The 19,064-nt window shown below is 64.3% G+C and carries 17 protein-coding genes; 4 read left to right on the top strand and 13 right to left on the bottom strand.

The features are described 5' to 3' along the window. The first annotated feature begins 31 nt into the window (after positions 1-31). Positions 32-727 carry a DUF2268 domain-containing putative Zn-dependent protease gene (locus AC0C6X_RS03780; protein WP_472951959.1) on the top strand — a complete coding sequence of 232 codons (696 nt, stop codon included), beginning with the start codon at positions 32-34 and terminating at the stop codon, positions 725-727. A 64-nt stretch (positions 728-791) separates the two neighbouring features. On the opposite strand, the gene AC0C6X_RS03775 is transcribed toward AC0C6X_RS03780, so the two are convergent. The 7 genes from AC0C6X_RS03775 to AC0C6X_RS03745 all read right to left on the bottom strand — a co-directional run bounded on the left by AC0C6X_RS03775 (position 792) and on the right by AC0C6X_RS03745 (position 9,668). Then, on the bottom strand, positions 792-1,211 hold the full coding sequence (locus AC0C6X_RS03775) for a GFA family protein (RefSeq protein WP_173515301.1): 420 nt from the start codon (positions 1,209-1,211) through the stop codon (positions 792-794). 159 nt (positions 1,212-1,370) lie between these two features. Then, entirely contained in the window at positions 1,371-2,171 is an 801-nt protein-coding gene (gene iolB / locus AC0C6X_RS03770; protein WP_472951958.1) for a 5-deoxy-glucuronate isomerase, read from the bottom strand. Positions 2,172-2,437: 266 nt separating this feature from the next. Beyond that, a complete protein-coding gene (gene iolE / locus AC0C6X_RS03765; RefSeq protein WP_173518060.1) occupies positions 2,438-3,337 on the bottom strand; it encodes a myo-inosose-2 dehydratase in 900 nt (299 codons plus the stop codon). A gap of 255 nt (positions 3,338-3,592) precedes the next feature. Next, positions 3,593-5,446 carry a 3D-(3,5/4)-trihydroxycyclohexane-1,2-dione acylhydrolase (decyclizing) gene (gene iolD / locus AC0C6X_RS03760; RefSeq protein ID WP_173515303.1) on the bottom strand — a complete coding sequence of 618 codons (1,854 nt, stop codon included), beginning with the start codon at positions 5,444-5,446 and terminating at the stop codon, positions 3,593-3,595. Between the two features lie 75 nt (positions 5,447-5,521). Beyond that, positions 5,522-7,459: a bifunctional 5-dehydro-2-deoxygluconokinase/5-dehydro-2-deoxyphosphogluconate aldolase gene (locus AC0C6X_RS03755; RefSeq protein WP_472951957.1), complete on the bottom strand. Its 1,938-nt coding sequence runs from the start codon at positions 7,457-7,459 to the stop codon at positions 5,522-5,524. A 106-nt stretch (positions 7,460-7,565) separates the two neighbouring features. Further along, positions 7,566-8,438: a MurR/RpiR family transcriptional regulator gene (locus AC0C6X_RS03750; RefSeq protein ID WP_173515305.1), complete on the bottom strand. Its 873-nt coding sequence runs from the start codon at positions 8,436-8,438 to the stop codon at positions 7,566-7,568. A gap of 102 nt (positions 8,439-8,540) precedes the next feature. Next, the gene (locus AC0C6X_RS03745) at positions 8,541-9,668 is read right to left on the bottom strand and encodes a Gfo/Idh/MocA family protein (RefSeq protein ID WP_173515306.1); all 1,128 of its coding nucleotides are present in this window, start codon (positions 9,666-9,668) and stop codon (positions 8,541-8,543) included. A 262-nt stretch (positions 9,669-9,930) separates the two neighbouring features. Here AC0C6X_RS03745 and AC0C6X_RS03740 point away from each other — a divergent pair, with 262 nt between their 5' ends. Then, entirely contained in the window at positions 9,931-10,737 is an 807-nt protein-coding gene (locus AC0C6X_RS03740) for a class II glutamine amidotransferase (RefSeq protein WP_173515307.1), read from the top strand. 224 nt (positions 10,738-10,961) lie between these two features. Here the strand turns inward: AC0C6X_RS03740 and coaBC are convergent, their stop codons facing one another. Both coaBC and AC0C6X_RS03730 read right to left on the bottom strand, forming a co-directional pair. Next, entirely contained in the window at positions 10,962-12,182 is a 1,221-nt protein-coding gene (gene coaBC / locus AC0C6X_RS03735) for a bifunctional phosphopantothenoylcysteine decarboxylase/phosphopantothenate--cysteine ligase CoaBC (RefSeq protein WP_472951956.1), read from the bottom strand. A 50-nt stretch (positions 12,183-12,232) separates the two neighbouring features. Next, complete coding sequence (locus AC0C6X_RS03730; RefSeq protein ID WP_472951955.1) at positions 12,233-12,493, bottom strand: hypothetical protein; 261 nt, start codon at positions 12,491-12,493, stop codon at positions 12,233-12,235. Between the two features lie 108 nt (positions 12,494-12,601). Here AC0C6X_RS03730 and AC0C6X_RS03725 point away from each other — a divergent pair, with 108 nt between their 5' ends. Then, positions 12,602-14,182, top strand: a complete 1,581-nt coding sequence (locus tag AC0C6X_RS03725) for an ABC-F family ATP-binding cassette domain-containing protein (RefSeq protein WP_472951954.1) — start codon at positions 12,602-12,604, stop codon at positions 14,180-14,182. A 21-nt stretch (positions 14,183-14,203) separates the two neighbouring features. Here the strand turns inward: AC0C6X_RS03725 and AC0C6X_RS03720 are convergent, their stop codons facing one another. Continuing rightward, positions 14,204-15,106, bottom strand: coding sequence for a cation diffusion facilitator family transporter (locus AC0C6X_RS03720; protein WP_472951953.1), 903 nt, complete (start codon positions 15,104-15,106; stop codon positions 14,204-14,206). A gap of 198 nt (positions 15,107-15,304) precedes the next feature. Between AC0C6X_RS03720 and AC0C6X_RS03715 the strand changes: the two genes are divergently transcribed. Further along, a complete protein-coding gene (locus AC0C6X_RS03715) occupies positions 15,305-16,084 on the top strand; it encodes a bestrophin-like domain (protein ID WP_472951952.1) in 780 nt (259 codons plus the stop codon). A gap of 5 nt (positions 16,085-16,089) precedes the next feature. Here the strand turns inward: AC0C6X_RS03715 and AC0C6X_RS03710 are convergent, their stop codons facing one another. From AC0C6X_RS03710 to AC0C6X_RS03700, 3 genes are all read right to left on the bottom strand, one after another. Then, positions 16,090-17,358, bottom strand: coding sequence for an MFS transporter (locus AC0C6X_RS03710; RefSeq protein ID WP_472951950.1), 1,269 nt, complete (start codon positions 17,356-17,358; stop codon positions 16,090-16,092). Positions 17,359-17,625: 267 nt separating this feature from the next. After that, positions 17,626-18,096, bottom strand: a complete 471-nt coding sequence (locus AC0C6X_RS03705; protein ID WP_173515313.1) for a nucleoside deaminase — start codon at positions 18,094-18,096, stop codon at positions 17,626-17,628. Between the two features lie 109 nt (positions 18,097-18,205). Next, entirely contained in the window at positions 18,206-18,799 is a 594-nt protein-coding gene (locus tag AC0C6X_RS03700; RefSeq protein WP_472952113.1) for an ankyrin repeat domain-containing protein, read from the bottom strand. Positions 18,800-19,064 lie beyond the last annotated feature (265 nt).

Here is a 19,064-nt window from a genome sequence, read left to right as displayed (position 1 = left end):
ATAGTGATGTCGCTGACGGGAGATTCGCCAGATGCTGGACTTGCGTGTTCACTTCCTTGAGGCCGATGGATCGCTTGCCCGTTGGCGCGAAGAGATTATGCGCCAGGTGTGCGACACGGCCGAGCGGGTCGGCGCGCGCGTCCCAGCCGCGGACAGTGCCGTTCCGATCGATATCGTCGTCGAAAACAGGCCGGGTGAGACCATTCCCGAACTTGGTGTGGCGGGCGGCTGTTATCGCCGAGGGCTCGTTTTCCTCACGCTCGATCCCGGCAACGACAATTTCGAAGCCAGCCTGGCTGCCGACGAATTGCGGAAAATGCTGACACACGAACTGCACCATTCCTTCCGCCACGCGACCTGCGGCTACGGCTCCAAGCTGGGTGAAGCTCTGGTCACCGAAGGTCTTGCGGATGCTTTCGATGTCGAGATCAATGGCGGCGACGGTCATGCCTGGAACCACGCGACTACCGCGGGCGATTGGGCAGGTTTGCTGGAGCGTGCCGAGCGGGAACTCTGGGCGGAAAGCTACGATCATGCCGGCTGGTTCTTCGGCAGCGATCGCACACTGCCGCGCTGGGCCGGCTATACGATCGGCTATCACCTCGTGAAAACCTATCTCGCCGCGAACCCCGATGCACGCCCGTCTCAGATGACGGCGACGCCTGCATCGGTTGTCGTCGGCGAAGCCTGGGCGTTGTTGAAGGAAGGCCCACTGGCCGCCGCTTGAGCGGCTGCAGCGGGAAGACTGTGTGCGGTCTTCCGCCGGCATCCCGCCCCAAAACCATCGTGATCTATGCGTAAGGCGCCTCGTCGCGATCGCGGCCGGGCAACCTCCCGACGTCGCCGATCCAGGGCAGTGCCGAGGAACACCAGATCTGTGACCGCGGCCTGAGCTCCCGGCGCTGGTTGATCGTGCCGACCCGGATGCCGACTTCCAACGCGTCCTCGTCCGTGCCGGTCGTATAGATCGGCGAGCCGCAGTTCGGGCAGAAGAACTGCAGCCGCTGGCGACCGTTTTCAGCGATCTTGACGTAGAGCTTCGGTTCGCCGCCGGTCAGCCGGAAATTCTCACGCGCCGTGCCGGCGGTCACGCGATAGGCGGATCCCGTCAGTTGCTGGCAATCGGTGCAATGGCAGATGGCGACATCGGCAGGATCGATCTCGGCCTCATAGGTTACGTAGCCGCAGTGGCATTGCCCGTCGATATGCATGGAGGCCTCCCTGAAAGCAGGGAAGCTAGAGCGGAGCGGCAAAAAGTGTATGCCGCTTTCCGCGTTTGAGCTTGGAATGGCTCACGCCGGACGATCGACGACGGTCGCCAGTGGCCGGACCGGCTGGAAGCATGGCGCTGCGAGTGCGTAAGTATGAACTTACACGCCTGTGAAGAGCCACTCGTGTTCCGGGGCGTTGTGGAACTTCCAGATACGCTTCGGTCCGGCCATGACGTTGAGATAATAGACGTCGTAGCCGTGTATTGCAGCCACGGGGTGATATCCCCTCGGCACCAGCGTTACGTCGCCGTCCTCGACCGCCATGGTCTCGTCCAGCGAGCGGTCGTCGGTGTAGACGCGCTGCATGGCGAAGCCCTGCGGCGGGTTCAGGCGGTGGTAATAGGTCTCTTCCAGGTAGCTCTCGGCCGGCAGGTCGTCCTGGTCGTGCTTGTGCGGCGGGTAGGAAGAGGTGTGGCCGCCGGGCGTGATCACCTCGACGACGAGCAGCGACTGCGCCGAGCCGTCATCCTCCGGCATGATGTTGGTGACGTAGCGGGTGTTGGTGCCCTTGCCGCGGGTCATCTGCGGATGCGTTCCCGGCGCGATCACCTTCGCCTTGAAGCCGTCGCCGCCCGGCGCAGAGCAGATGGCGAGGTCGAGGTCGGAGGCCGCCGTTGCCTGCCAGCGGCTGCCCTTCGGCACATAGACGGCATAGGGCTGGCCCTCGAACGGCGTCATGCGCTCGCCGAGCTCGCCGAAGCTTTCGCCGTCGACGGCAACTTTCGCCTTGCCGGAAACCAGCACCAGGCAGACTTCCCTGTCGCCGGTCTCGCCTTCGGTCGTCTCCCCGGCCTTCAACCGTTCGAGCGCGAAACCGACATAGGTCCAGCCGGCGCTCTCCGGCGTCACGTTTTGCATGAGGCCTGATTTGGCCTTCGGTTTGACGAGCAGCTTGGACATAGGACGGTCTCCAGGTCTTCGAATTTGCGGGGCTTGCCCTCTCCTCGGGTTTAACCCGAGGACTAACCCTCTCCCCGCAGGCGGGGAGAGGGGACGGTTGGAGCATGCCGCGAGCCTTTCCCTATTCGCAGGAAAAGCCTCAGACGGTGCGGCGTTTCCCATCTCCCCGCAAGCGGGGAGAAGGTGGCGGCAGCCGGATGAGGGGCTCCCCTCACCGCGTGGATGAGGGGCATTCCCCGTCAAGCCCGGCAACCGAAAGCGCGGGCTTACTTGTCGAGCCCGGCTTCCTTGGCGAAGGCCTTCAGCGACTTCAGGCCGAGCGACTGGTACTCGAACGGGTTGCGCACGGCCGAATCCTGTTCCGCCTCGATCACCAGCCAGCCGGAATAATTGTGCTCGGCGGCGATTTTCAGGACGGGGAGGAAGTCGACGCCGCCCTCGCTGTCGCCCGGAACGGTGAAGACGCCACGGCGCACGCCTTCGAGGAAGGAGAGGCCTTCGCTCTCAACGACCTTACGAACGGCCGGGCGCACGTTCTTGCAATGGATGTGGCGGACGCGGTGCATGTATTTCCTCGCCACCTCGGCCGGATCGGAGCCGCCGAACCAGGCGTGGCCTGTGTCGAGCAGCAGCTTGGTGGCGGGACCGGTGTTCTGCATCAGCAGGTCGATTTCCTCGCCGGTCTGGACGATCGTGCCCATGTGGTGGTGGTAGACGAGGTCGATGCCTTGGTCGGCACAATACTCAGCGATCGCTTCGAGGTCGGCGCCGAACTTCTTCCACTGATCGGCCGGCAGCACCGGCTTGTCGTTGGTGACCGACTTGGTATCGTCGCCATGGATGGCGTTCGAGGTTTCGCAGACGATCGCCACCTTGCAGCCATTGTGCTTCAGGAGGTCGAGATGCGGCTGGATCGCCTTCTTCTCGGCTTCGACGTCATGGGTGAGCAGGTTGGTCGAGTGCCAGCCGGAAACGAAGACGAGATCGTAGGAAGCGAGCTTCTGCTTCAGTGCCTCCGGATCAGCAGGCATCTTGTGGCCCTTCTCGATGCCGTCGAAGCCGATCTTCTGGCAATCGGAGAGGCAATCGTCGAGCGTCAGATGCGCGCCGATCGAATGATCGTCGTCATTGCTCCAGGCGATCGGGTTGGTTCCGTAGCGGATCATGTCGTTCACTTTCTGTCTGCTGAAGCGGTCGCTTCGTCGTTATCTGTTTTAGCACTCAGGCGGCCCCTCATCCGGCTGCCGCCACCTTCTCCCCGCAGGCGGGGAGAAGGGAAATGCCGCGCCCTCTGGTGTCCCCTCTCCCCGCGTGCGGGGAGAGGGCTAGGGTGAGGGGCCGTTCTCTCTGTTTCGTCCTCCCGGGCATTGCCCGACATGCAGAAGCGCTCGCGTACAAGAACGCGAGCGCTAACTTCTTGATCAGCCGAAGCGCTGGGCGGTGAGGGCTTTCTCGTAGCCCTCGCGCGCTTCATTCACCTGCTTGCGGCCGGAGACCTCCGGCACCGCGACATCCCACCAGTGGCCGCCGGCCTCGGTGGTGATCAGCGGATCGGTGTCGATGACGATGACGGTCGTGCGCGTCTCATTCGCGGTCTCCTTGAGTGCCGCTTCGAGCTCGGAGATCGAGCCGGCCTTGCGGGTGACGGCACCCATGGCGGCGGCATGCGCCGCGAAGTCGATCTGCGGCAGCTCCACGTGATGCGTGTCCTTCAGCAGATTGTTGAAGTTGGCGCCGCCGGTGCCCATCTGCAGCCGGTTGATGCAGCCATAGCCGGCATTGTCGAGCAGCACGATGGTGAACTTGGCGCCGAGCATGATCGAGGAGGCGATCTCCGAGTTCAGCATCATGTAGCTGCCGTCGCCGACCATGACGATGACGTCGCTTTCGGGCTTGGCAAGCTTGACGCCGAGGCCGCCGGCAACCTCGTAGCCCATGGTCGAGAAGCCGTATTCCATGTGGTAGCTGCCGGGCTCTTCCGCCTGCCAGAGCTTGTGGAGTTCGCCGGGCAGACCGCCTGCGGCGCAGACGAGCGTCGTGTTCTTGCCGCCGCGGGCGCGCTGCACGGCACCGATCACCTGGGCGTCGGAGGGAAGGGCCGCATTGGTCGTGGCCGTCGCCTTGTCGGCAGCCGTCAGCCATTCGGCCTTGCCGGCCTTCGCCTTGGCGGTCCAGCTCGGATCGGCCTTGTAGCTGCCAAGCCCGCCGGAGATGCGGTTGAGACCGGCGCGCGCATCGGCGATCAGCGGCAGGCCGTTGTGCTTGCCGGCATCGAAGGGCTGGACGTTGAGGCCGATGATCTTGAGGCCTTCGTTCTTGAAGAGCGCCCAGGAGCCGGTGGTGAAGTCCTGCAGGCGCGAGCCGACGGCGAGGACTACATCGGCTTCCTCGGCGAGCGCGTTGGAAGCGGAGGTTCCGGTGACGCCGACCGAACCCATGTTGAGCGAATGCGAGTGCGGCAGCGCCGACTTGCCGGCCTGCGTCTCGACGACCGGAATGCCGTGACGTTCGGCGAAGTCGCCGAGCTCCTTCGTCGCCTCCGAGTACAGCACGCCGCCGCCGGCGATGATGATGGGCTTCTTCGCTTGCTTGAGTGCCGCGACCGCAGCTGCCAATTCGTCGAGATCGGGCTCGATGCGGCGCGGCACCCAGACCTTCTCGTCGAAGAAGCTTTCCGGATAGTCATAGGCTTCCGCCTGCACGTCCTGGCAGAGCGACAGCGTCACCGGGCCGCAATCGGCGGGATCCGTCAGCACCTGCATGGCGCGGCGGAGCGCCGGAATGATCTGTTCGGGCCGGGTGATGCGGTCGAAATAGCGCGACACGGGACGGAAGCAGTCGTTTGCCGAGATCGTGCCGTCGCCGAAGCTTTCGACCTGCTGCAGCACCGGGTCAGGGCGGCGATTGGCGAAGACATCGCCGGGCAGGAGCAGCACCGGCAGGCGGTTGACATGGGCGAGTGCCGCCGAGGTCACCATGTTGAGCGCGCCGGGGCCGATCGAGGTGGTGCAGGCCATGAAGCGGCGGCGGAAGCTCGCCTTGGCGAAGGCGATTGCCGCGTTCGCCATGCCCTGCTCGTTCTGGGCGCGATAGGTCGGCAGTGTGTCCTTGATCGCATGCAGCGCTTCGCCCACGCCCGCGACATTGCCATGGCCGAAGATGGCGAAGACGCCGCCGAAAATCGGCACCCTCTTGCCATCGATGACGGTCATCTGGCGGGTCAGGAACCTTGCCACGGCCTGTGCCATGGTCAGGCGCACGGTCTTCTGGCTCATATTCTGTTTCCTCCTCGTGGCGGAATCGTCCCGTTCCACCCTGTCTGCAGCATCGTCGACGATTGTCCTTCGACCCTATGCCGCCTTTGTTTCACCCAGTTGCAGCCAGAGATCCACCAGCGCCCCAAACTTTTCGGCCATGTCGGCGATCGCCTGCTCGTCGCTCATCGTACCGCCGAGCCAGGCCCTGCCGGCATCGGCGAAGATCGTGCGGCCGACGGCGAAGCCCCTGACGGTCTTCGAGGTACGGGCGGCTGCAAAGCCATCCTTGAGCTGCTCATAGGGCGCTTCGAGACCGAGCAGTACCACGCCGCGGCAGAGCGGATCGCGCGCCTCGATGACGGCGTCGATCGCCGCCCAGGCGCCGCGGCTTGCCTGCGGCTCGAGCTTCCACCAGTCCGGCTTGAGGCCGGCATCGTAGAGCTCGGTGAGAGCCCGCGGAATGGTTTGGTCGTCGAGGCTGCCGTGCTTGCCGGCAATGATCTCGATCAGGATTTCGCGGCCGACCTTGCGGGCGGCCTCGAAGGCCGAGCGAAGCTTCGCCACCTGCTGTGCCTTGAGTTCGGCCGGATCGTCCGGATGGTAGAAGGAAAGCACCTTGATGCAATGGTCGACGGGCCAATCGATCAGGCGGCTGCCGAGATCCTGGCTGAATTCGAACTGCAGCGGCCGCGAACCGGGAAGCTCGATCGGCTTTCCGATCCAGAAATCGCGGTGTGCGCCGGCGGCATAAAGCGCGTCACGGCCGTATTTGTCGTCGATCAGCATGCCGAACCCGGAGCGGCCGGCTGCGACCTGTGCGGCCGCCTTGACTGCCAGCACCTTGAACGCCGGAATACGGTCAAGCAATGCCTGGTCGCCGGCGGCCATGTCTTCGAGCTGGCTGCGGTGGTCGATCGCAAGCGCCATCAGAAGCGGGATTTCGCGGCGACGGGTGGTCGCCCAATGCACGTGGTTGATCGCCTCGTCCTTGCGCAGTGCCCGTTCCTTGCTGCCGTTTTCGAGGAAGAACTGCAGTTCGGTCCAGGTCGGGATTTCCGGGGCGCAGAGCAGGCGCGAGACGGCGAAGGCGCCGCAGGCATTGGCCCAGGTGGCGGACGTCGCATGCGGTTCGTTCTTCAACCATCCGCGCAGGAAGCCGGACATGAAGGCGTCGCCGGCGCCGAGCACGTTGTAGACCTCGATCGGGAAGCCCTTGCCGACGATGCCGTCTTCGAGATCGTCGGTGATGGGACCGTCATAGACGATGCAGCCCATCGGCCCGCGCTTCAAGACGATCGTCGCCACGGAGAGCGAACGGATCGTCTTCAGCGCCTGCAGCAGGTCGCTTTCGCCCGAGGCGATCAGCACTTCCTCTTCGGTGCCGACGATCAGGTCGCAATCGGAAAGAACGGTTTTCAGATGGGCCGAAACGCGGTCGGACGCGATGTAGCGGCTTTCGCCGGCGTCATGGCCGGCCAGGCCCCAGAGGTTCGGGCGATAGTCGATGTCGAAGACGACCTTCGCGCCGTTTTCCTTGGCGATGCGGATCGCCTTGCGCTGGGCGGCATCGGTGTTCGGCTTGGAGAAATGCGTGCCGGAAACCAGGACGGCTCGGGCGGATCGGATGAACTCTTCCGAAACGTCGTCCTCGCACAGCGCATTGTCGGCACAGTTGTCGCGATAGAAGAGCAGCGGGAAGGACTTGTCGTTCTCGACGGCGAGGATGGCGAGCGCCGTCAGTCGCTCCGGATCGGTGACGATGCCGCGCGTCTCGACGCCTTCACGGGTGAGCTGCTCACGGATGAAACGGCCCATCTGCTCGTCGCCGACACGGGTCAGGAGCGCCGACTTCAGGCCGAGGCGGGCGGTGCCGACCGAGATGTTGCAGGGGCAGCCGCCGACCGATTTGGCAAAGCTCGAAACGTCTTCCAGGCGTGTGCCGATCTGCTGGCCATAGAGATCGACCGAAGCCCGGCCGATGGTGATCAGGTCGAGCGGTCTTGCTCCCTGTGCCGAAACGTTCTGGCTCACTGCTTCCTCCCCGCGGACACCTTGGCGGGCCCGACCATTTTCGTACTGTGGGTGATAGCGGTATGAAACATAAATTCCGACGTTTCGTCAATATGGAATTTTCATTCTATCCATTCCGTTCGGCCTGATCGCCCTCGGCAAGGCGCTGGCGCTTCTCGGCAATGGCGACCGTGAGCGCCATGGCAAACGCCATGCTGGCGGAAAGCGAACGGAAGCCGGCATGATCGGCCTCGACCAGTTCGAACCAGACCTTCGAGGATTCAGCCAGTGGCGAGAAGGCCGAATCCGTCAGCGACACCACCGGCACCTTGCGCTCGGCGAGCAACCGCGCCTGGGCTGCACTTTCGGATGCATAGGGCGAGAAGCTGACGGCAAACGCTGCGTCGTTTTTCGTCGCCATCGCCAGCATGTCGTCGTCGATGCCGGCGGCCGTGCCGACGAGCTGATACCTCACCTTCAGCTTGCCGAAGGCATAGGCCATGTAGCTGGAGATCGGGTAGGAGCGGCGCTTGGCGATCAGGTAGATCGTGTCTGCCTTGGCCAGGATATCGACAGCGCGCTCGAAGGCTTCGGGATCGACGGACGAGGCGATATTGTCGAGCGAGCGGTGGGCGGCAGCGACGAAACCGTTGAAGATCGAGCCGCTTTCGAGCTTGCTGTGGTCATTGGCGCTCAGGGCCTTCAACCGGTCTTCATAGCCGGGCGTGCGCTCGCGCAGGCGCGCGCGAAAGATCTGCTGCAGGCTGGAAAAGCCTTCGAAGCCGAAATGCTGGGCGAAGCGCACCAGCGTCGAGGGCTGTACCTCGGCGGAGGTCGCGATGCTCGCCGCCGTGCCGAAGGCGATCTCGTCGGGATTGTCGAGCGAATAGGCGGCCACCTGGCGCAGCCGTTTCGGCAGCTCCGCCTTGCGTTCCAGAATGGCGGCCTTCAGCGCCTCGAAATCCTGCGGGACCTCTGTCGTCGTTTCCGGCATGGCCATGTCTCGTCCGTCTCCCTCGGTCTTAGGTATGGTTCGTGAACCTCACCCTAATCGATTAGTTGGGAACGGCATAGAACAGGCATTCCATTTTTCTGCTCTTGTCTAAATATGTACCCATTCGTTGGTCTTGGCCGACTGATAGGTCGCCGAAAGCACCTTCTGCACCTCGTAGCCTTCGCGGAAATCGGTCGAGGGCGACGTGCCGCCGGCAATGGCGTCGAGGAATTCCTTGACCTCGATCGCCTTCAGGTCGTTGAAGCCGATCTGGTGGCCGGGTGCCACGCAGAAGGCGCCATAGGGCGGATGTTCAGGCCCCGCCCAGATGGTGCGGAAGCCGCGGCTGCGGATGTCGTCGCCGGTCTTGTAGAGGCGGATCTCGTTCAGCCGCTCCTGCGTGAAGACGATACTGCCCTTCGAACCGTAGATCTCGAAATCGTGTTGCATCTTGCGGCCCGTCGCGATCCAGCTCGCCTCGAAGCTGCCGGTGGCGCCATTCTCAAAGCGCACGAAGGCGCGGGTGATGTCGTCCACTTCGACCGCGCGGGTCTCGCCGGCGCCGGCGGCGATCGGGCGTTCCGGGATCTGGATGATGGTCTCGGCGAGCACCGACTTGATCGGGCCGACGAGGTGGCGCATGGAGGCAATGATGTGGCTGCCGATATCGGCAAGCGCGCCGCCGCCGCTTGCCGGGTTCAGGCGCCAGCCCCACGGCACGTTCGCATCGGCCATGAAGTCTTCCGCATGGATACCGCGCATCGAGCGGATCTCGCCGATCTCGCCGCTTTCGATGATCTCCTTGGCGAGGAAGATCAGCGGGTTCTTGAGATAGTTGAAGCCGACCTGGGTGACGACGCCGGCCTTCTCGGCCGCCTCGACCATCTCCCGGCATTCGGCGACGGTCGGCGCGAGCGGCTTTTCGCAATAGACATGCTTGCCATGGGCGATTGCCGCCAGCGCCATCTCCTTGTGCAGGAGGTTCGGCGTGGTGATGTCGATGATGTCGATATCCGGATCGGTGAGTAGTTCGCGCCAGTCGGCGGTCGCCTTGCGGAAGCCGAGCTGGCCGCGGGCCCGTTCGGCGCTCTCGACGGTGACGTCGGCGACCGAAACGAGGTCGAGCTCGAAGGGCAGGTCGAAGACCCGCGCCGCGATGGTGAAGCCGAGCGCATGGGCCTTGCCCATGAAGCCCGTGCCGATCAGGCCGATCCCGAGTTTGCGCTTGCTGCCCATCTTGAATTCCTCCCTGGCCGTATTGGCTCGAAATGAAATGTTTTGTGCATGATTTGTCAATATGGAATATTTATTCGAAATAGCGCGTAGGTCCGGGTCTGTGTCGGCGGAAACAGCCAAATCTGTGCGTTCCGGCCAGGATGATCTTGACGAAGGGGGAATGTGTTAACGCATTTTTACCATGTTCCGTTGGAACATCGCGCTTCGTCATGGTTAACGAATCGCCTCTGCGTGAACGGGGCGAAGCTGGAGTGAAATCAGCATGTGCCGCTGGGCAGCCTATCGCGGGGAGCCGCTCTATCTCGAGGAACTGGTGACCTCTCCGGCGCACTCGCTGATCGAACAATCCCACTGCGCGACACGGGCAAAGACCGCCACCAATGGCGACGGCTTCGGCGTCGCCTGGTATGGCGATCACCCGGAGCCCGGGCGCTACCGCGATATCCTGCCGGCCTGGTCCGACTGCAACTTGAAGAGCATCGCCCGGCAGATCCGCTCGCCGCTCTTCCTCGCCCATGTGCGCGCCGCGACCGGCGGCGGCACGCGGCGCGACAACTGTCATCCGTTCGTCTTCGGCCGCTGGTCCTTCATGCACAACGGCCAGATCGGCGACTTCGAGCATCTGCGCCGGCCGATGGAGAGCATGCTCGACAACGACCTCTATTCGGCACGCACCGGCACGACGGATTCGGAACTCCTGTTCCTGCTCGCCATGCAGTTCGGGCTCGACCGCGATCCGCTGGGCGCGATCGCCGAGGCGCTTGCCTTCGTCGAGCAGCTTGCTGAGCACCTTGAGCGCCAGGTGCTGGTGCGCTTCACCGCCGCCTTCTCAGATGGCCACGACCTTTACGCCGTACGCTATGCCTCCGACTGGAAGGCGCCGACGCTCTACGCCGCGCCCATGGGGCCGAGCGGCGGCTATTGCCTCGTCTCCGAACCGCTCAATGACGATGACAACGCCTGGGTCGAAATCCCCGACGGCACGGCGGTTATCGTCGGCGAAAACGGCGTCGATGTCCGGCTGTTTTCAACCAAAGGCGCGCCGGTCAGGTCGCGTCAGATGGCGTGAGGCATTGAGGCCCCTCATCCGGCTGCCGCCACCTTCTCCCCGCAGGCGGGGAGAAGGAGACCCGCGGCGCTCGCTCGACCGCAAAGCAACCCTTCGCGATTTGTACCCTCTAACGACGGAACCTCTGTCGCCTAACCACAAAGTGGGGCGTTTGCCACGTCCCCTCGCCCCGCCTGCGGGGAGAGGGTTAGGGTGAGGGGCATCGGCCCCCGACGATCGATTGTTTAGCCCCGTTCCTTCCGCGCCAGTTCGGTCGCAACCATCGCCGCAAGCTTCTCGGCCACTGCGTCCTTGTCCATCTCCGGCCAGTCGTCGTTACCGGCAGCCGAGATCAGCTTCACCTTGTTGCGATCGCCGCCCATGATGCCGGTCGCCGGCGACACGTCGTTGGCGAGGATATAGTCGGCGCCCTTGCGTTCGAGCTTGGCGCGGCCGTTATCGGCGACGTTTTCCGTCTCGGCGGCAAAGCCGATCACCAGTTTCGGCCGCTTGGCGTGATGCCCGACCGTCTTCAGGATATCGGGGTTTTCGGCAAGCCGGAGTGGCGGCGGGGCTTCGCCCGGCTTCTTCTTGATCTTGTTGCCGGCAGCCGTCGCCACCCGCCAGTCGGCAACGGCGGCAACCATGACGGCGACATCGGCGGGGAGGGCGGCAAGCACCGCATCACGCATTTCCTCGGCCCGCTCCACATGCACGACCTTGACACCCGCCGGATCCGGGATCGTCACCGGGCCGGAGACCAGCGTGACGTTTGCGCCCAGTTTCGCGAGCGCAGCGGCGATTGCATGGCCCTGCTTGCCGGAGGAGCGGTTGGCGATGTAGCGCACCGGATCGATCGGCTCATGCGTCGGCCCGGAGGTCACGATGACACTGCGTCCGGCAAGCGGTTTCGGCGCGCCCGCGAGAAGATCCTCGACGGCCGCCACGATCGAAAGCGGCTCGCTCATGCGCCCTTCTCCGGCCTCGCCGCTTTCCGCCATCTCGCCGGCCTCCGGACCGATGAAGCGGATGCCGTCCCTGGCAAGCGTCGCGCGGTTGCGGCGCGTGGCCGGATGCGCCCACATCTTCGGGTTCATCGCCGGCGCAACCAGCACGGGCCGGTCGGTCGCAAGCAGGATGGTGGAGGCAAGATCGTCGGCGTGGCCGTTCGCCATCTTCGCCATCAGGTCGGCAGTTGCCGGCGCAACGACGACGAGGTCGCACTCGCGCGCCAGCCGGATATGACCGACATCCTGTTCGTCCTCGCGCGAAAAGAGGTCGAGATAGACATGCGAGGCGGAAAGCGCGCCGACGGCAAGCGGCGTCACGAATTGCTGCGCGCCTGAGGTCATCACCGGCCGCACGCTCGCGCCGCGTTCGCGCAGCCGGCGGATGAGATCGAGGCTCTTATAAGCCGCGATGCCGCCGGAGATGATCAGGAGAATGCGCTTGCGCGACAGTGTCATTTGCAACCGGCCTTTCGGCCGCCCTCTTGCCCGGCATGGGCCGCCGGGTCTTACGCGATACCAGAACTCTCGATGCGGCTCGTCTCGCGGGCCTGCCTGAAATGGAACCTACTTGAGCGACCCGGTCGGTGCAATGCGTGGTCGAAGATGACAGCGGCCACTTCAAGCGCTTCAACGACGAGTACGGTCACGATGCCGGTAACGCGCAGCATTGGCGCCTCTGGCCTGACCTTCGGCAAGGGTGCCGAGCGGCGCAGCCACGCCTGACCTCTGGTCGTCGCTGCTTCGAAGTCGCCTTGAAACGGGCGCATTCGATGCTATCTATGACGCCAATAGAAATTTGAACAGGATACACGCATCGATGGATTTGACCCTGACCGCCAAGCCGAACCGTCTTGCCATCAGGGAAAACCGTATCCATGCCTGCTTCGATTTCACTCTCCCAACTTTCGTGGTCCACGCCTGAGGGCCGAAGCCTCTTTTCCGATCTCGACCTGACCTTCGGTCCGCTGCGCACCGGCCTTGTCGGCCGCAACGGCGTCGGCAAATCCACGCTCCTGCGCTTGATCGAAGGTTCGCTGGTGCCGCAGACAGGCAGGGTCTCCGTCGAAGGCAGCCTTGGCGTCTTGAGCCAGACGGTGCAGGTCGCGGCCGATGAGACCGTAGCCGACCTCTTCGGCGTCTCCAGGGCGCTCGCCGTCCTCAAGCGAGCGGAAGAGGGGTTGGCCAGTATGGACGAACTTGCCGTCGCCGACTGGACGCTCGAATCCCGGCTGGAGGCCGCGCTCGCCCGCGTCGGTCTCGACGCTGCGGCAGAGACGCGCCTTGCCGCTCTTTCCGGCGGCCAGATGACGCGTGTGAAACTCGCGGCCCTCGTCTTCCAGGAGCCGGATTTCATCCTGCTCGACGAACCCACCAACAATCTCGACCGTGAAGGGCGAGCCGCCGTTGCCGCGTTGATGGCCGGTTGGCGCAGCGGCGCCATCGTCGTCAGCCACGATCGCGAACTCCTGGAAACGATGGACGCGATCGTCGAACTGACGACACTTGGCGCGACGACCTATGGCGGCAATTGGAGCCACTACCGCGAGCGCAAGGCGATCGAGCTGGCCTCGGCCCGCCACGATCTGGCCGATGCCGAGCGGCGTCTGGCCGAGGTCGAGCGCAAGGCCCAGGAAACGGCCGAACGCAAGGCGCGCAAGGATGCCGCCGGCCGCCGCAAGCGCGCCAAGGGCGACGAACCATTGCTGCTTCTCGACGCCAGGAAGGAGCGCAGCGAGAAGACCGGCGGCGACAATGCCCGCCTGGCCGAACGCCGGCGCGATCAGGCGGTCGGGGACCTGGCAGACGCGCGGGAACGCATCGAGATCCTGCAGCCGCTGACCGTTCGCCTTCCTCCGACCGGGCTCCCCGCCGGGCGCAGCGTGCTGCAGATCGGCGATGCCAGCGTGGGCTATGAGGCGGGGAAGCCTGTTGTCGATCGCCTGTCGCTTTCGATCGTCGGACCGGAGCGCGTCGCGCTCACCGGCCGCAACGGCTCCGGCAAGACGACACTCTTGTCGCTGTTGACGGGCGAACTTCGGCCGTGGTCGGGCAGCATCCGGGTGTTGGTCGGTTACGCCATGCTCGATCAGCGGGTGAGCCTGCTCGATCCCGCGCTCTCGATCCGCGACAATTTCCGACGCATCAACCCTGGAGCAAGCGAGAATGCCTGCCGCGCGGCGTTGGCTCGCTTCATGTTCCGGGCGGATGCGGCCCTGCAGGTCGCCTCGAGCCTCAGCGGCGGCCAGATGCTGCGCGCCGGTCTCGCCTGCGTGCTCGGTGGTAGTAGCCCGCCGCAACTCCTGATCCTCGACGAGCCGACCAACCATCTGGACATCGATTCGATCGAGGCGGTCGAGGCGGGTTTGCAGGCCTATGACGGCGCGCTGCTGGTCGTCAGCCACGACCACGCCTTTCTGGAGGCGATCGGGATCACGCGGCGCATTGAGCTTTCTTGATCGTGCCGGTAGCCGCGCGGGTCATTCCGCCCACTGCACCTCTCCGGTGAAGGCGATCGTCAGCCAGCGGTCGTGGCCGGGGTCGCCGATCTCTACACCGATCTCGGCACGAATCCGATCGAGCTCGGCGAGCGTGCCGACCTTGGTTTCCGGCGTGCCGATCAGATAGATCTCGATCATCTTGGATCGCCCGACCTTGGCCACATAGGTGCGATAATCGGCAAAGCCGTGGCGCGCGACGGCGTTGGCGGCCGCCTGACGCACGCGCTCGTCGAGTTCGGCGGGCGCGACCAGGAAGATCTCCTTCAATGCCTGGAAGACCGTGCGGATCGGCAGCGGGATCAGGCAGAGCGTCAGCACGATCAGGATCGTCGGGTCGACATAGGGCGTCCAGTGCGCGTAAGCCGTGCCCTTCAGCGTGGCCGCGGTCAGGAATGCGATCAGGAGGGCGGCCGTGATCACGCCGGACATCGCCCAGGCGCGCACGTCGAGCGCCAGGAACTCCGAACCGATCGGCCGGTTCGCCCGGCGTATGTAGAAGAACATGACGAGGCAGATCACGACGACGACGGCGGCATAGGCGATCGCCCAGTCGAAGGCGAGCTGGTTTCCGCCCGACAGAATTGACCCTACGGCGTTCACCATCGCGTAGAACGAAAGCAGTGTAAGCAGCCCGGCATTGAAGAGCAGCACCATCGGCTCGATGTGCCAGAAGCCCATCTGGAACCGCTTGCTCTGCTTCGGGATCAGCTGCGTCACGCCGAGCGCCAGCAGCGTCATGGAGGCGTCGACGGCGGAGAACACCCCGTCGAACACGATCGAGACCGATCCGGATAACAGGCCAAACAGCACGCCCGTCGTGCCGACGACGATGGTCGCGGCGATCGATTGTTTGAGCACAGCCTGTTCGGTCGGAGCCGTCATGACGTTGTTTTTACTCCTGTTTCAGTGCGGCGCCGTAGGCTGGCATGCGAAATGGTGGCAGCCAATGCAAACATTGCGTTTCGCCCCTTCGTAGCACAGTCGCCGCGCGTACGCGCCGATAAAGCTCAGCGTTGTGTTTCCAGGGCTGCACGCTCAGTATTGCCGGCGGTCACCCGTGGCGAAGGACGTGGAGGGGAAATGCTTGGCGAAATGTTTCTTGGTGCCCTGTTTGTCTTGGGTACGGTCGGCCTGACGCTCGCGGCCTATTTCCTGATGCGGCTGATCATGGGCGGCGAGGCGAAAGGGCACGAAAAGGAACTTGCGAGTTCCGTCATCTTCCGTATCTCCGCGCTGCATGGCCTGATCCTCGCGCTCGTCTTCGCGCAGGAGATGGTCGAGTACCAGCAGCTCAAGTACGAAATGGCGACGGAAGCCGGTGCGATCGCCGATATTTTCTACGATGCCGAACGTTATGGCGAAGCAATCAAGACGCCGATCCAGCAGGCGATCGCCGCCTATGCGGCCGAGGTGATCGATGGCGAATGGCAGTCGCTGGCGGACAAGGGTCGGCTTTCACCCGGGGCCTGGGTTCAATGGGATCGTGCCTACCAGCAGGTGCTGAACCTCATGCCGGGCGACAAGCGCCAGGAGAGCCTGCGCAGTCAGATGCTGGAGCGCCTGCATGACATATCGCAAAGCCGAACCAAGCGGGAAAGTAACGTCGCGGACTCGATCGACAGCATCTTCTGGTTCGCGGCACTTTCCGGCGTCATCTTCATTGCGCTCGCCTATTATTCCTTCCCGCCGATGCGGCGCAATCTGCTGCTGCTTTGTCTCTTCGGCGCCTATACCGGCATCATCCTGTTCCTGATCTATGCCTTCTCGAATCCGTACCAGCCACCGGCTGCCCTCGCCCCGGGGCCGCTCGAGCGGGTGCAGCAGCAGATCAGCGCGTCGCGGCCAACAAACGGCGGATAACGGCGTTATCCGAATTGACCCAGCCGCAGAAGGTCCCCGTGGAGGGCGCCACTATCGGACGCATCGGCGCGTGCCGCCCCGGGGTGCGGCGGCGGCATGGAGTGACCGACCGCAAACAGAAGCGCGCTGGCTGCCGAAAGCAGCGCGAATAGCAGGAACATGCCGGCGCCCCCGACGGCGCCAAGTGCGAGGCCGCCGATGAGCGGCCCGAGGAAATTTCCAACCGACGACAGCGAGTGCGCACCGAAATAGGTGCCGCGGTTGCCGGCATTGGAAATACCGTCGACCAACACATATTCCGAGGGCACGACGAGCACCTCGCCGATGGTGAAGAGGATCATCGAGGCGATGAGCATTTCCGCCTCGGACGAGGCTGCGAAACCGATTTCGCCAATCAGAAACAAGAGGCAGCCGAGCGACAGCGCCGGCAGCGCACCGATCCTTTCGATGACGAATCGAGCCGGCGTGCTGGCGATCAGCACCGTTGCAGCATTGGTCGAAACCAGGAGCGCGAAGAGAGCGACGCCATCCGCGAAATCGGTGTTGAGATACTGCGACAGGGTCACCGACCACTGACCATGAACGGCGAGCAGCAGCGTGCCGCCGATCACGAAGAAGACCAGCCGCCGGTCGCGCAGGGCGGCAATAAGCTCGCGCCAGCCACCGGCAGCCTGTGATGACCCCTTGGTTTGCGTCATCTGCCCGCTGCCGGCTTCGGGCACCGTCAAGAAGAGCGTCAGGCCGAAGGCTGCATGCATGACGCCGGCGCTGACGAAGAGCGTCGAATAGGCGGCGCCCACCCATACGCCGATCAACGGCCCGATGGCCCAACCGGCATTGATGGCGAGATAGCGCCAGGAGAAGACCTTGAGGCGCAGATGCGCCGGCGCCGCGTCGCTCATCAAGGCACGTGCAACCGGTTCATAGACGGCGCCTGCGACGGCGGAAACGATCTGCGCCAGCGCGAAAGCAGCGATCGATTGCGCCAGTCCGAGCCCTGCCAGCGCCAGACCGGCCATGAGAAGCGCTGCGGTCAGCACCCCTTTTCGGCCGATGCGGTCGGACAGCGTGCCGGCAAAAGGGCTGACGATTGCGCCGAGCAGCGGGCCGGCGCCGATCAGGGCGCCGATGCCTGCGGGACCGAGACCAAAATCACGCTGCAGGCGGATCGCCAGGAACGTCAGGCTCATGCCCTTGGCGATGGTCACCACGCCGGAGCCTGCGATGAGAAGCAGCGCGACATGGCGGCCGGCGTTTTCGGAATAGGCATTCATCGCAGGCACCTGCAGGCTGGAGGTTGCTCCGCTCCTTGCGGAATGCGGAACGAGGGAAATCGAGCGCGAGATTCCCTTTGCGACTACATCCAGCGCGTGTGCAAGGCAAGGGGGATCAGCCACCGTCGGCCGATGAAGCGGTGAGGGTACTGGCTTTTCCCCTCCGCTTGGACCTGTACGGAAAGCCTGGGGCGGCCACCGGTCGTGGCCACCTCGGACAGTCTCGCAATGCGACGGCTGCGCTTGCCCCCGGGATTGGGCTGCCGGCTAATCCGTCCCCTGCCGCTCCTGCCAAGCTGCATAGAGCGGCACCGCGGCGCTGTCGTCGACCGGCACATGGCGGAAGCGCATGGCCTGCTCGGCGAGCGGCTTTGCCAGTTCGGTGTAGATCGCTGCGGTCGAGAGCCCGAAGGGTTCGGCATCGGCGTTCGAATGCGCATAGGCAATCTCGGTGATCCCGGCCATGCGCATGGCCGCCAGACACATCGGGCAGGGCTGGCCGCTGGCGTATACAGCGGCACCTTCGAGCCGCGGGGAGCGAAGATTTTGAGCGGCGGCGCGCAGCGCGTTGAGTTCCGCATGCGAAGTCGGGTCCCCGGTCGACAGCATCTCGTTGACGCCGCGGCCGACGATCTTGCCGTCCTTGACGACGACCGCGCCGAAGGGGCGACCGCCTTTCTCGATGTTGCGGCGGGCGAGCGTCACCGCCTCGGCCAGATAGGTCTGTTCCTGGTTCATGGGAGACTCCCGCTAGAGCAATTCCTGGAAAAGTGTGAGGCGGCTTTCCGTCCGGAATTGCGTAAATTCAGAGGTTCGATCGTTCCGTCGGTTCCATGAGCGAAACGGTCTAACGGGCGCCGGCGTCGACCAGCAGCTTTTCAATGCGGTCGTAGCCGCGCTGGCGCGCATGGGTCAGCGGGCTGACGCCGTCGCCGTCGGCAAGGTTGACGTCGGCGCCGGCCGTGATCAGCAGCCGCACGATCTCGGTGTGCTTTTCGCCGCCGGTGCCGAGGATGATCGCCTCGAGCAGCGCCGTCCAGCCGAGCCGATTGATGTGGTCGACGTCGACCCCGGCTTCGATCAGCGTCTTGACGGTCTCGACATGGCCGCGCTCGGATGCCGGGATGAGTGCGGTGCCGCCATAGCGGTTAGTGCTCTTGAGGTTGGCGCCATTCGCGAGCGTCAGCTTCAGGATTTCGAGATGACCGCGCGCGCCGGCGTAGAGATAGGGGCTGTCCTGGATCTTGTCCTTGGCGTTGACGTCCGCGCCGGCCCCGATCAGGGCGCGCGCCGCAGCGACACGGTTTTCATGGGTGGCGACGAGCAGGGCCGTTGCGCCGCTGGCATCGCGGGTCTCGACGCTCGCGCCTTGCTGCAGCAGCGATTTGATCTTGTCCGCATCACCGGCTTCGGCAGCGGAAATCAGCTGGGTTTCGAGCATTGAGGCCCCCACGGCTGCAGGTGCAAGGCTGAGGGCGGCGATCGATGCGCCGACCAGCGAGCCGAAAAGTCTTTGTCGCATTTCGTCTTTCCGATCATGCCGATCGGTCGGACGCACCCACCGACCGCAGCGATTTCGGTTGAGAGCGGGTTCGGAACCTGAGGGTGGCTGTGCCTGGTACCGCTCTCGCTCATTGCGATCTCGTACTTACCTGAACTGGTCCGTGACCTTTTCAAGGGCGCAAGACACACGTCTTTGCCGAACG

The organism is Ensifer sp. VA4, assembly GCF_055710065.1.
Note: the sequence above shows the minus strand (reverse complement) of the source record. Positions and strands in the feature narration are given on the sequence as shown.